We start from the raw sequence: 13,674 nt of genomic DNA, 5'->3' as shown, positions 1-13,674 counted from the left end.
TCTCAAGCATGCACTGCGCCTTCGGAACATGGTGGGGCCGCTCTCGACCCGGACGATCACAGCCCGCCCGCGCCGTCGGCCTCAACGGCCCCGCCTGAGCGACCTCGCAAGGCGCAGGCTGTTAGCAGAGCAGCAACAACATGCCAAGTGACCATCCCAACGCAGGACGCGCCGGCCGCTCGCGCCCGACATGACCCGCGCCCGCTGGATCGCCGGCCCGGGCGCCCTACAGGCCGACGCCGACACGCTCGCCCCAGAGCCCGAGATTCACGATCCGCCAGAGCGTGAAGTCCAGCCCCCGCTCGCCATCGAGCATCGAGCGCGCAAGCCGGCGTACCCCCGCGGCGTTCAGCAAGCCGGGATAGCGCGCCAGCGTCTTCTCGATGCCGTCCTCGACCTGCCCGCGCAGCGGTCCACGGAACCAGATCTCCTCCGGCGTCGCGAAGCCGAGCTTGTCGCGGCGCTCCCTGACGCTTTCGGGCAGGACCCCGGCCATGCCGCGGCGCAGCACCCGCTTGGTGTCGCCGCCGACGATCTTGTGATCATTGCCGAGCGCCAGCGAGAACTCGACCAGGGGGTGATCGAGGAACGGCACCCGCGCCTCGATCGAATGGGCCATGGAATTGCGGTCCTCCCAATGCAGCAGCATCGGCAGATTGGAGGCATAGGTCATCGTCAGACACAGGCTGCGCAGATCGGCGACCGGCGGCAGGCCGAGCTCGTCGCCGGCGAGTTCGAGCGCCGTACGCGGATTGCCATGCTCGCGCAGGATATCGGTGCCGAGCCAGTCATGCTGGGTCAGCGCGCGATGCTGACGCCGCAACGCTCCCGCCAGCCCCTGCGGCAGCAGCGGCACGAGATGGTTGCGGATCTGCTGGTAGATCGAGGTGCCGTGATAGCGGTTGCGCTCGACGATGGTGCGCAGGAGCTGGCCGAATCGGCGCTGGCGCGTCAGCGCAGCCATGTAATAGGAGAAGCCGCCGTGATAGCCGGCGAGCTGCTCGTCGGCCCCCTGCCCGTCCAGCATCACCTTGACGCCGACGCGGCGGGCCTCCTCGAACACGCACCATTGCGCGAAGATCGAGGTTGAGCCGAAAGGCTCGTCCTGATGCCAGGTAATGTCCGAGGCACGCTGGAAGACGTCCTCGGCCTTCGGAAAGACGAAATGCGGCTGCGTATGCGCATGCGCGACGACCGCATCCATGAACGGCTTCTCGTCGACGCTTTTCTCGGCATAGCAGGCCGAGACGGTGTTGACCTGCGAGCCGCCGGCATTCGAGCCCATCTGGCCCGACATCAGGCAGACGATCGCCGAGGAATCGAGCCCCCCGGACAGGCAGGAGCCGACCGGGACATCGGAGCGCAGATGCAGCCGCACCGAATCGCTCAGGAGCTCGCGGAAACGCTCGGCCGCCTCGGCTTCGGAGATCGAGATCTCGCCGGCCTCGGCGGGGTACCAGCGCCGCGTCGACAGCTCGAGCGGCCCCGGGCGAGCGGCATCGAGGCTGGCGCATTCGCCGCCACGGAGCTGGATCACCCCCTCGAACATCGTCTCGGCGGTGTGGTCGGCCATGCCGGAGGCGAGGAAATCGTGGACGCGCGCGACATTCATCCGCCCGCTGAGCCCGGGCAGGCCGAGCAGCTGCTTGATTTCCGAGGCGAAGGCGGCGCCGCGCGGCGTGGTGACGAGATAGAGCGGCTTGATGCCATAGCGGTCGCGCGCGGCGAAAAGCCTCTTGTCGCGCCGGTCCCAGATCAGGAAGGCGAACATGCCGCGCAGGCGGGTCAGCACCGCCTCGCCCCACAGCATATAGGCGCGCAGCAGCACTTCGGAATCGGAATCGCTGACGAAGACCTCGCCCTTGGCCCGCATCTCCTCGCGCAATTCGAGATAGTTGTAGATCTCGCCGTTGAAAACCAGGTGATAGCGCCCGGAGGCGTCGCTCATCGGCTGCAGGCCGGCGTCCGAGACGTCGATGATCGCCAGCCGCCTGTGGCCCAGCGCCACCGGCCCGCCCGGGCTCTCATAGGTCTGCCAGCCGCGGCCGTCCGGGCCGCGATGCGCGACGATATCGATGCGCGCCGGATCGGGCTCGAAGCCGATTGAAGCAAACAAACCGCACACAGGCGAGGCCTCTCGCTGCGAAAAGGAGGCCCCTCTTATCCGAGCGCAGACCAGGGTGGAAGACTATTGGCCTTGCCGGCCCCTGCCTTGCGACCGCAGCACCGGCAGGAGCTGCGACCGGAATGACGAAGGCGGCCCAACCGCTCCCTCCCTCAATCCAGTTCGAAGGCTTCCTTGTAGTCGAGCTTCAGCGCCGGGTCCTGATCCTCCTTGCGCAGGATGCAGTTGCCGACGACCAGGAGCTCGATCTCCGAGCCCATGAAGCAGCGGAAGGCGTCGGTCGCATTGCAGACAATCGGCTCGCCGCGGACATTGAAGGAGGTGTTGACCACCACCGGGCAGCCGGTCAGCGCCTTGAAGCGCGAGATCAGCCGGTGATAGCGCGGATTGGTCGCTTCATGAACGGTCTGGATCCGGGCCGAATAGTCGACATGGGTCACGGCCGGAATGCTCGAGCGCGGCACGTTCAGCTTGTCGATGCCGAACAGCGCCTTCTCCTCCGCCGTCATCTCGCGCCGCAGTTCCTCGCGCACATCGGCAACCAGCAGCATATAGGGCGAATCGCCGTCGAGCTCGAACCAATCGGCGACATCCTCGCGCAGCACCGAAGGCGCGAAAGGCCGGAAGCTCTCGCGGTATTTCACCTTGAGATTCAGCGTCTTCTGCATCGCCGGTGAGCGCGGATCGCCGAGAATCGAGCGGCCGCCGAGCGCGCGCGGGCCGAACTCCATACGCCCCTGCATCCAGCCGACCGCCTTGCCATCGGCGAGCCCCTGCGCCGTCGCCTCGATCAGCGCGGCATCATCCAGGACCGCGAATTTCGCTCCGGCGGCCGTCAACTCGGCCTCGATCTCGGCCTGGCTGAAGCTCGGGCCGAGATAGCTGCCGCGCATGGCATCGCCGGTTTCCGGCACCTCGCGCGGCTTACCGTGGAAGAGATGGTAGCCGGCCAGCGCCGCCCCAAGCGCGCCGCCGGCATCGCCCGCCGCCGGCTGGATCCACAAGCCCTCGAAAATGCCCTCGCGCAGCAGCTTGCCATTGGCGACGCAGTTCAACGCGACACCACCGGCGAGGCAGAGATTCTTCATGCCGGTCTCGGCCTGCACCGAGCGGGCGAGCCTGAGCACGATCTCCTCGGTCACCGCCTGGATCGAGGCCGCCATGTCCATGTGAAACTGGGTCAGCAACTGCTCCGGCCCACGCACCGGCTCGCCGAACAGCGCGGCGAACTTGTCGTTGGTCATGGTCAGGCCGACGCCGTAGTTGAAGTAGCTCTGGTCGAGATGGAAGCTGCCGTCTTCCTTGAGGTCGACCAGCTTCTCCAGCATCAGCCGGGCGAAGCGCGGCTCGCCATAGGGGGCGAGCCCCATCACCTTGTACTCGCCAGAATTGACCTTGAAGCCGATATAATAGGTCACGGCGGAGTAGAGCAGCCCGAGCGAATGCGGGAAATGCAGCTCCTTATGGACCTTGAGGTCCTTCCCCTTGCCGATGGCGAGCGTCATCGTCGCCCATTCGCCGACCCCGTCCATGGTCAGGATCGCCGCTTCCTCGAAGGGCGAGGGGTAGAAGGCCGAGGCGGCGTGCGAGAGGTGATGCTCGGTGAAGAGCAGCTTCCCGACATCGAATCCGGGACTGAGCTTCTTCAGCTCCTTCGCGATGATCTGCTTCTGGAACAGCTTTTCGCGCAGCCAGAGCGGCATCGCCATCTTGAACGACTGGAAGCCGCGCGGCGCGAAGGAGAGATAGGTTTCGAGCAGGCGCTCGAACTTGATGAAGGGCTTGTCGTAGAAGACGACGGCGTCGAGCTGATCGAGCCCGCAACCGGCGACCGAGAGGCAGTACTCGACCGCATGTTTCGGGAACTCGGCGTCGTGCTTCTTGCGCGTGAAGCGCTCCTCCTGCGCCGCCGCCTCGATCCGCCCGTCGACGACCAGCGCAGCCGCGCTGTCGTGATAGAGCCCGGATATGCCGAGAATGCGCATGCGCTTGCGGCTCAGAACAGCGTATAGATGAAGGGCGCGATCGCGCTGCCCTTGGTCAGGAACAGCAGGCCGCCGAGCAGCACGCACATCAAGAGGATCGGCGCCAGCCAGAACTTCTTTCGCGCCGCCATGAAGCGGAAGAACTCGCGCAGGAACGACATCGGTTATTCCCTGTCAGAACTGGTCTTTCATCGAGACCGGCTCCGGTCCCGGCGGATCGCGGACGACCCAGTAGCTCTTCGCCTGCGGCTGAGACTTGAGCTTGAGAAAATCCTTGCCGACCAGCCGGGCGACCAGCGCCGTCGGCGTGAAGACGAGGAAGAACAGGATGCCGAGCACGATCGGGTTGATGATCGCAGCCAGCAGCAGGCCGAACTTCATCCAGAGCCTGTTCAGCGGCGCAAGCACTGCCGGCCGGATCAGCGCGACGGCGAGGAAGCCGGCGGCGACGAGCGCGAGCCAGGGCCAGGCCCGGCCATGGTGCCAAGCGTTGTAGAGGCCGATCAATGCGAAGACGGCCGCGAAGACGAGGCCGAAGGAGCGATCGCTCGATCCCTCGCCGTCGTCATGGCCGGCCCCGGCCCCGAATTCGTGATGCACGCCCTTCGTCAAGCCGCCGCTCCTGTCCAGGCGGCATCCTCTAGGCGATTAAGGGGCGAAGGTCGAGGGCAGGCGGGCCAGGAGTTCTTCCGTCATGGTCGGGCTTGTCCCGACCATCCACGTCTTCCTTCCTGCAGTTCTGGAGTTCAAGCCGTGGATGCTCGCCACGAGGGCGAGCATGACGCCAGCGCCTCAGCTCAGCATCCGCGTATCGCCGCAGACCGAGATCTCCTGTCCGGAAATCGTCTTGGCGAAGGGCGAGGCGAGGAAGACGATCTGCTTGGCGATGTCGTTGGGATCGACGAACTGCTTGATCGAGACGCCGGCGAAGAGCCGCCCGGTCATCTCCTCATGCGAGACGTTGAGCGAGCGCGCCTTGTTGGCGATCACGCTCTGGATGCGTGGCCCGTCGACGAGGCCGGGGCAGATCGCGTTGGCGCGGATGCCGAACTCGCCGAGCTCGGCCGAGAGCGCCTTGGTGAAGCCGATCACGCCCCATTTCGCCGCCGCATAGGGCGAGCGCAGCGGGAAGCCGTGCTTGCCGGCCTGGCTGGAGAGATTGACGATCGAGGCGTTCTTCGACTGCTTGAGGTGCTCGACCGCCAGCCGCGTGCAGTTGAACTGGCCGGTCAGGTCGATGGCGACGCAGGAATCCCAGTCCTCGGGCGCGATCTCGTCGACACGACCGGTCGGCCCGGCGATGCCGGCATTGTTGACGAGGCAATCGAGCCCGCCGAGCGCGATCAGGGCCTCGTCGAACAGCCGCGCCACTGCCTTGCGGTCGGAGACGTCGCAGACCGAGCGCGTGATCGCAGGATCGCTTTGCGCCATCGCGGCCAGCGCCTTCTCGTCGACATCGCAGATATGGACCCTCGCCCCTTCCGCCGCGAAGGCCCGCGCCGTCGCGCGGCCGATACCATTGGCGCCGGCCGTCACCAGCACGCGCAGGCCCTTGATCGTTAGATCCATCGTTTCCGTCCCTTTGCCTTTTGTCGTTTGCCGGCCATTGCCGGTCGTGATTGCGATCCTTGCCGGCCCTATCCCTCGGCCAGCCTTCCCGTGCCCTCGATATGGTCCGCGGCCTGCTGGATATCCTCGGCCAGCGCCTCGCGCGCCGCCGCCGTGTCGCGTTCGCGCAGCGCGACGACGAGCGCCGCGTGCATCAGGACGGCGCTGCCGCGGTCGAGCCGGCGCGCCTCGGCGCGCATGTCGAGATTGAGGATCGGGCCCGCCTTGAGCCAGAGCCGCTCGATCGTCTCGACCAGGAGAGGCATCCCGGCCGCCTCGTAGAGCGCAAAATGCAGGTTTCGATTCGCTGCGACCGCCCCCGCCAGATCTGGTGGGTCGGCGCTCGCCGCCTGCCGGAACGCGTCTTCATGGCTGGCGATCACGGCGATCTGGTCGGGCGTCGCGATCTTCGTCGCCTCCTCGGCGGCGAAGCCCTCGACGACGAGACGCACCCGGGTCAGCTCGCGGAACTGCGCCAGGGTCAGCACCGGCACCCGCACGGCCCGGCCCGGCAGGACCTCGAGAGCCTTGTCGGCGACGAGCCGGTTCACCGCCTCGCGCACCGGCATCATCGAGACCCCGAGCGCTTCGGCGACGCGGCGAAGCGAGAGCTTTTCGCCGGGCGCCAGCCGTCCGGAAATGAGCAGCGCGCGCAGTTCCTCCGTGACCCGCTCGCCCAATGTCTCGCGGGCGAGCGAACCGATTTCATCCAGGGCAGCGCCCTCCGGCGCTGCGGGGGCAGCGGTAGCGGCATCCAGCTCGGACGACCGGCGGGAGGACTGGACAGGGACCGTCATGTCTGCCAACCTAACTGTGATCACAGATCACGACAAGCGGCACAAAGACCGCAAACGAGACGAACGACATCGAAGCCCCGACGCCAAGAGGCGCGGAATGCGTTCTGGGAGGAACCAAATGTCAGATCAAAAGAAAACCGGCCTTTCGCGCCGCCAGGCGCTGGCCGGGCTCGGCGTGACCGCGACAGGGCTGATCGCCAGCCCCTCGATCATCCTGGCGCAGACACCGGACGCGATCCGCTTCGGACACCTGACGCCGCGCACCGGCTTCCTCGGCCCGCTCGGCGAATACGGCGTCATGGCGGCCGACCTCGCCGCCGAGGAAATCAATGCCGCCGGCGGCATCATGGGCCGCAAGCTCGAACTGCTGAAGGAAGACTCGGTCAATCCCCAGACCGCCTCGACCAAGGCCGAGCGCATGGTCGAGCGCGACAAGGTCGCCTGTATCATCGGCGAGATTTCCTCCGCCTCGGCGCTGACCATCGCGCAGGTCGCCGGCCGGACCAAGACGCTCTTCGTCAACACCGGCGCCAATTCGGACGCGCTGCGCGGCGAGAACTGCAACCGCTACATGTTCCATGTCGAGCATCAGAACTCGATGTATGTGAAGAGCTGCGGCCGGGCGCTGATGGAGCAGGGCCTGGTCAAGGGCAAGAAATGGTTCTCGCTCACCGCCGACTACGCCTTCGGTCATGACCTGCTCAAGGTCGCCAAACGCTTCATGGAGGCCAATGGCGGCCAGTTCGCCGCCGACAAGCTGGTGCCGACCGACGCGACCGACTTCTCCGCCCTGCTGCTCGAGATCCGGGCCGCCAAGCCCGACATGGTGATCTCGAACCTCGCAGGCAACCAGATCACCAACTTCCTCAAGCAGTATTCCGAGTTCGGCCTGACCTTCCCGGTCGCCGGCTTCGGTTTCGACACCGCCCTCGCCTGGGCTGCCGGCAAGGACAATTTCGGCGGCATCTGGCCCTGCGTCTGGCACCATCTCATCGAGACCCCCGGCACCAAGACCTTCGTCGCCGCCTTCACCAAGAAGTACGGCAAGCCCCCGGAGAACCAGGCCTGGGGCGACTACATGGCCGTGAAGATGATGGCCCAGTCGATGAACGAGCTGAAGAGCGCCGAGACGGCCAAGATTCTCGAACATCTCGAGAAGGGCGCCAAGTTCGACGTGCTGAAGACGCGCGAGGGCTATTTCCGCGCCTCCGACCATCAGCTGATCAGCGAGATGTACGCGATCACCGCGCTGCCCGCCGCCAAGGTCAAGAACCAGTGGGACCTCTTCACCTCCTCGCCGCCGATCCCCGGCCCGAACGAGAGCATGGAGGTCATCGCGACCCAGGGCGACGAAGCCGTCTGCAAGATGAGCTGAGGCCGCCTGCGTCATTCTCGGGCGAAGCGAAGCGCAGACCCGAGAACCTCATGACGAGAAGGCGCCTGCTGGCGCCTCCTCTGGCCTGAGATGCTCGGGTCAAGCCCGAGCATGACGCCCTCTTCGCCCAGGTCGACAGCGCGTTCGCGCCAGCCTGCTGAACACCGCACCAAGCAAAGGCTTTCCCTTGCTCACCCTCTTCATCCAGCAGGTGCTGAACGGGCTGCTCGACGGGGTCTATTACCTCCTGATCGCGCTCGGCCTGTCGCTGATCTTCTCGCTCGGCGGCATCGTCAACCTGGCGCATGGCGCCTTCTATGCGATCGGCGCCTATCTCACGATCGTGCTCGCGCCGCATATCGGGTTCGGTGGCGCGATCATCGGGTCACCGGTGCTGGTCGCTTTGCTCGGCATCGTCATCGAGCGCGGGCTGTTCCAGCGCTTCTACAGAGCCGATCCCATTCTCTCGCTGCTGCTCACCTTCGGCCTCGCCATGGTCGCCGAGCAATCCCTGCGCATGATCTTCGGCGCGCCACCGCTTTCGTTCTCGATCCCGCCGGAGCTGCGCGGCCAGATCTTCATCGGCGACTTCATCTATTCGCGCTACCGCGCCTTGCTGCTGCTGATCGCGGCGGCCTGCGTGCTCGGCCTCTGGTTCCTGCTGCAGCGCACCGCCTTCGGGCGCGTCGTGCGCGCCGGCGTCCAGAACCCCGACATGGTCGGTGCGCTCGGCATCTCCCTGCAGCCCTACATGATGACGATCGCCGGCATCGGCATCGGCCTTGCCGGCCTCGCCGGCGTGCTCCTGGCGCCGATCTACTCGATCCATCCCGCCATGGGCCAGGAGATCATCACCCCGGCCTTCGTCGTCGTCGTCATCGGCGGGCTCGGCTCCTTCTGGGGCGTCGTCGTCGCGGCCATCATGGTCGGCCTCGTCAAGGGCATCACCATCGGCCTCGGCTTCACGCAATGGTCGACCGCGGTGATCTATCTGATGATGCTGCTCGTCCTCCTCTTCCGTCCGCGCGGCCTGTTCGGCGAGCGCATCCAGCGCTTCGAGTGAGGCCGTGATGAACCCGACCGCACGCGACTACCTCCCGCTCGCCATCGCCGCCCTAGGCCTAGCCGCCCTGCCCTCGCTGATGCATGCGATCGGGCTCGGCACCACCTCGGCGACCGAGATCGTCGTCTTCGCCATCGCCTGCATGGCGCTGAACATCCTGGTCGGCACCACCGGCCTGGTCTCCTTTGGCCATGGCGCCTGGTTCGGCCTCGCCGCCTATGCCGCAGGCCTGATCCAGCGCAACTGGCTGCCCGGCCAGTTCGTGCTGCCGATCCTGCTGGCGCTCGTCTTCGTCGGGCTCGTCGCCGTCGGCTTCGGCGCCCTGATCCTGCGTCGCAGGGGTGTCTATTTCTCGCTGCTGACGCTGGCACTGACCGCGATGGTCTATTCGGTCGCCTTCCGCTGGACCAGCGTGACCGGCGGCGAGGACGGGCTCGGGGGCATCAAGCGCCCGCTCTTCGCCGGCATCGACTTCGAGACCGCCCTGCCCTTCTACACACTGGTCGCAACGATCGGTTTTGGTGTGGTCTACTGCCTCTGGCGCTTCCATCGTTCGCCGGTCGGCACGGTCCTGGTCGCGATCCGCGAGAACGAACAGCGCGCCCGTTTCCTGGGATATGCCACCACCCGCTACAAGCTCGTCGCCTTCACGCTCTCGGCGGTGCTGACCGGGCTCGCCGGCACGCTCCTCCTCTTCAACAACCGCATGACCTCGGCCGAGCCGATCTCGGTCGCCTTCTCCGGCGAATTGCTGGCGATGGTGGTGATCGGCGGCATGCGCTCCTTCCTCGGGCCGGCGCTCGGCGCGCTCTTCTTCGTCGTCTTCCGCGACTATCTCTCCAGCGTCACCGAGAACTGGCTGTTCTGGTTCGGCCTGCTCTTCGTCGCCTTCATCGTCTTCTCGCCGGACGGGCTCGTCGGCGTCGGCCAGCGCCTGCTGAAGCCGTTCCGCAAGGTCCCGGCCGAGGATGCCGCAATGTCGGCGCGCAAGGCCGGTGCGGTCGAGCTGCCGGCCTTCATGAAGCCGGCCGATGCCGGCGACGGCACGATCCTCGCAGCGAAAGGCCTCGCCAAGAGCTTCGGCGGCATCAAGGCGGTCGAGAATGTCGACATCACCATGCGCGACCGCAAGCTGCATGCGCTGATCGGCCCGAACGGCGCCGGCAAGACCACCGCCTTCAACCTGATCTCCGGCCTGTTCCCGCCGGACCGCGGCGAGGTCCGCCTGCGCCAGCGCGACATTGCCGGGCTCTCGCCGGAGGCGATCACGCAAGCCGGCATCGGCCGCGCCTTCCAGATCACCAACCTGTTCCCGACGCTCTCCGTCGCCGAGAACGTTCGCCTCGCCGTGCAGGCGCGGGCTCCGGAACGCTTCGGCTTCTGGCGCGCGGCCGGTGCGCAGGAAAAGATCAACGACGAGGCCCGCCAGGTCATCTCGACCATGGGGCTTTCCGGCATCGAGACGGCGGAAGCGGGCTCGCTGAGCTATGGCGGCCAGCGCCTGCTCGACATGTCGCTGGCATTGGCGACGAGCCCGCGCGTGCTCCTGCTCGACGAGCCGCTCGCCGGCCTCGCCGCGGCCGAGCGCGAGCGCGTCGGCAACCTCATCAAGTCGATCTCGCGCGACCTGCCGGTGCTGCTGGTCGAGCACGACATCGACCGCGTTTTCGCCATCGCCGACCATGTCACGGTGATGAACGAGGGGTCCGTGCTGGTCGACGGCACGGTCGAGGATGCTCGCTCCTCCCCCAAGGTGCAGGAGGTCTATATCGGCTCCGGTGCCCATGCGCTCGCCGAGAAGCCCCGCGAGAGCGCCGCCGGCTCCAAGGTCCTGCTGGGGCTCAATGAGGTCGACACCTTCTACGGCAAGAGCCACATCCTGCGGCAGGTCTCGCTCGACGTGCACGAGAACGAGATCGTCGCTTTGCTCGGGCGCAACGGCGCCGGCAAGTCGACCCTGCTCAAGACGATCACCGGCATCGCTCCGCCGGCCCAGGGCGCGATCATGCTGGCCGGCAGCGACATCGCCAGGCTGCCGCCTGCCCGGATCGCGCGCGCCGGCATCGCCTATGTCCCGCAGGGGCGCGGCCTCTTCGCCGGCATGAGCGTCAAGGACAATATGGAGCTCGGCCGCCTCAAGCGCCTGACCGGCAATGGCGTACGCTGGGAGGACGAGAAGATCTTCTCCTTCTTCCCGCGCATTCGGGAACGCTGGCATTCGCCGGCGGACTACCTCTCCGGCGGCGAACAGCAGATGGTGGCGGTGGCCCGGGCCCTGTCCGGCGACACCAGGGTGCTGCTGCTCGACGAGCCTTTCGAGGGCCTGGCGCCCGCCGTCGTCGAGGAGCTGTTCGAGGCCTTCGACAAGCTGCGCCGGGAGATCGCCATCGTGATCGTCGACCACCATCTCGATCTCGCGCTTGCGCTCTCCGACCGCACCGTCGTGCTCGAACGCGGCCAGGTCACCCATACCGGCCCCTCGCGGGCGCTGAGCCAGGATCTGGCGCTGCGCCGGCAGGTGCTGTGGCTGTGATGAACAATCTGCGAGACGATAGAAGCGCGGGGAACCCTTCTCCCGCGTGGGAGAAGGGCAGGGATGAGGGCCTGCCCTACCCGCAGAAGGCACAAACGACACCGCCTCGTCTCAATAATCAGCGGCGGTCCCTCACCCCTGCCCCTCTCCCATCCGGGAGAGGGGTTCCCCGCACCTATCCTATCAACCGAGACATCGCCTTATGACCAAGATCGCCATCGTCGGCTCGGGCCTGATCGGCCGTGCCTGGGCCACTGTCTTTGCCAGCCATGGCTTCGAGGTCGCGCTCTATGATCTGAAGCAGGAGGCGGCGCAGGCGGCGCGCGCCCATATCGGCAACAATCTCGAAGAGCTCGCCGGCCACGGCCTGGTCGACGATCCCAAGGCGGCGCTGGCCCGCATCCGTGTCGCCGCCGATCTCGCCGACGCGCTGAAGGACATCGTTCTCGCCCAGGAGAACGGTCCCGAAACGGTCGAGGCGAAGCGCGAGCTGTTCGCGGAGATGGACCGGCTCGCGCCGGCGGGCGCCATCCTTGCCTCCTCGACCTCGTTCATCATGGCCTCAGCCTTTTCCGACGCGCTGCCGGGACGCTCCCGCTGCCTCGTCGCTCATCCGGTCAACCCGCCGCATCTGGTGCCGATCGTCGAGCTTGCCCCGGCGCCCTGGACCGATCCGGCTGTCGTCGCCGAGGCTAAGCGGATCTACGAGCAGGCCGGCCAGGTGCCGATCACCCTGCGCAAGGAGAAGGCCGGCTTCGTGCTCAACCGTCTCCAGGCCGTGCTGCTCGCCGAAGCCTTCCGCCTCGTCGGCGAAGGCGTCGCCAGTGCCGAGGATGTCGACAAGACGATCCGTGACGGGCTCGGCCTGCGCTGGTCCTTCATGGGCCCGTTCGAAACGATTGAACTCAACGCGCCGGGCGGCATTCCCGATTACTGCGCCCGCTATTCCGAGTCGCTCGACCGCATGGTCAAATCCTCGGAAGGGCTCGGCAACCCGTTCAAGCCGGAGACGGTCGCCGAAGTCATGCGCGAATGGCGCGGCGCGCAGGAGGCAGAGCGCGTCAAGCGCCTGAGCGACTGGCGCGACAGCCGCCTCGCCGCGCTGCAGGCGCACAAGCGCGCCTCGCAGCACAAGCCGGACTGAATTCAAGACCAATCAGCCTCGAAGGACGTATCGCATGGCGAAGAACCGCAAAGTCATCATCACCTGCGCCGTCACCGGCGCGATCCACACTCCCTCCATGTCGCCCTATCTGCCGGTGACGCCCGATGAGATCATCGACGCCGCCGTCGGCGCAGCCGAGGCCGGCGCGGCACTCGTCCACGTCCATGCCCGCAATCCGAAGACCGGCCAGCCCGACCAATCGCCCGAGGCCTTCGAACCCTTCCTCAAGGTGATCAAGCAGCGCTCGAACTGCGTCATCAACATCACCACCGGCGGCGCGCCGACCATGCTGGTCGAGGAACGCCTGAAGCCCTGCGCCCATTTCAAGCCCGAGGTCGCATCGCTCAACATGGGTTCGATGAATTTCGGCCTCTACCCGATGTTGAACCGCTTCAAGGAGTTCAAGCACGACTGGGAGCGGCCCTATCTCGAAGGCTCAGACGACCGCGTCTTCAAGAACACCTTCAAGGACATCGCCAACATCCTGACCACCTGCGCCGAGAACGGCACGCGCTTCGAGATCGAGTGCTACGATATCGGCCATCTCTACACGCTGGCCCATTTCGTCGACCGCGGGCTGGTCAAGCCGCCCTTCTTCGTCCAGTCGGTCTTCGGCCTGCTCGGCGGCATCGGCCCGCACCCGGAAGACGTCATGCACATGAAGCGCACGGCCGACCGGCTCTTCGGCGACGACTATCACTGGTCGGTGCTCGGCGCCGGTCGCCACCAGCTGCCGATCGCCGCGATGGCGGTGGCGATGGGCGGCAATCTGCGCGTCGGCCTGGAAGACTCGCTCTGGCTTGGACCGGGCCAGCTCGCCAAGTCGAACGCCGATCAGGTCCGCGCCGCCCGCCAGATCATCGAGGGCCTCGGCCTCGAGATCGCAACCCCGGACGATGCCCGCGAGCAGCTCCAGCTCAAGGGCGCCGACAAGGTCAATTTCTAAGGTCTGCTGCCTTCCCGCACACTCTTCCGTCATCCCGGACAAGCCCGGGATGACGTCTTGATTCCGGACGAGGCGCG

The 13,674-nt window shown here is 66.5% G+C and carries 11 protein-coding genes; 5 read left to right on the top strand and 6 right to left on the bottom strand.

The annotated features are described in order from the left end of the window. Positions 1–226 precede the first annotated feature (226 nt). From asnB to ACWGRX_RS22830, 6 genes are all read right to left on the bottom strand, one after another. Positions 227–2,116, bottom strand: a complete 1,890-nt coding sequence (gene asnB / locus ACWGRX_RS22855; RefSeq protein ID WP_452119442.1) for an asparagine synthase (glutamine-hydrolyzing) — start codon at positions 2,114–2,116, stop codon at positions 227–229. A gap of 161 nt (positions 2,117–2,277) precedes the next feature. Continuing rightward, the gene (locus ACWGRX_RS22850; RefSeq protein ID WP_452119441.1) at positions 2,278–4,110 is read right to left on the bottom strand and encodes a carbamoyltransferase family protein; all 1,833 of its coding nucleotides are present in this window, start codon (positions 4,108–4,110) and stop codon (positions 2,278–2,280) included. 11 nt (positions 4,111–4,121) lie between these two features. Continuing rightward, entirely contained in the window at positions 4,122–4,271 is a 150-nt protein-coding gene (locus tag ACWGRX_RS22845) for a DUF5989 family protein (RefSeq protein WP_184231721.1), read from the bottom strand. Between the two features lie 13 nt (positions 4,272–4,284). After that, on the bottom strand, positions 4,285–4,722 hold the full coding sequence (locus ACWGRX_RS22840) for an SxtJ family membrane protein (RefSeq protein ID WP_452119440.1): 438 nt from the start codon (positions 4,720–4,722) through the stop codon (positions 4,285–4,287). Between the two features lie 180 nt (positions 4,723–4,902). After that, complete coding sequence (locus tag ACWGRX_RS22835) at positions 4,903–5,679, bottom strand: SDR family oxidoreductase (protein WP_291637087.1); 777 nt, start codon at positions 5,677–5,679, stop codon at positions 4,903–4,905. Positions 5,680–5,747: 68 nt separating this feature from the next. Beyond that, a complete protein-coding gene (locus ACWGRX_RS22830) occupies positions 5,748–6,515 on the bottom strand; it encodes a GntR family transcriptional regulator (RefSeq protein WP_452119439.1) in 768 nt (255 codons plus the stop codon). 118 nt (positions 6,516–6,633) lie between these two features. Here ACWGRX_RS22830 and ACWGRX_RS22825 point away from each other — a divergent pair, with 118 nt between their 5' ends. From ACWGRX_RS22825 to kce, 5 genes are all read left to right on the top strand, one after another. After that, positions 6,634–7,890, top strand: a complete 1,257-nt coding sequence (locus tag ACWGRX_RS22825; protein WP_291637091.1) for an ABC transporter substrate-binding protein — start codon at positions 6,634–6,636, stop codon at positions 7,888–7,890. 187 nt (positions 7,891–8,077) lie between these two features. Further along, positions 8,078–8,953, top strand: a complete 876-nt coding sequence (locus ACWGRX_RS22820) for a branched-chain amino acid ABC transporter permease (protein WP_452119438.1) — start codon at positions 8,078–8,080, stop codon at positions 8,951–8,953. Positions 8,954–8,960: 7 nt separating this feature from the next. After that, positions 8,961–11,486, top strand: a complete 2,526-nt coding sequence (locus ACWGRX_RS22815) for a branched-chain amino acid ABC transporter ATP-binding protein/permease (protein ID WP_452119437.1) — start codon at positions 8,961–8,963, stop codon at positions 11,484–11,486. A gap of 202 nt (positions 11,487–11,688) precedes the next feature. Continuing rightward, entirely contained in the window at positions 11,689–12,630 is a 942-nt protein-coding gene (locus tag ACWGRX_RS22810) for a 3-hydroxyacyl-CoA dehydrogenase (protein WP_452119436.1), read from the top strand. A 34-nt stretch (positions 12,631–12,664) separates the two neighbouring features. Continuing rightward, positions 12,665–13,597 (top strand): 3,5-dioxohexanoate:acetyl-CoA acetone transferase, encoded by a 933-nt coding sequence (gene kce, locus ACWGRX_RS22805; RefSeq protein WP_452119435.1) that lies wholly within the window; start codon positions 12,665–12,667, stop codon positions 13,595–13,597. Positions 13,598–13,674: the final 77 nt, after the last annotated feature.

It is taken from the genome of Allobosea sp. NPDC055594 (assembly GCF_053618995.1).
Note: the sequence above shows the minus strand (reverse complement) of the source record. Positions and strands in the feature narration are given on the sequence as shown.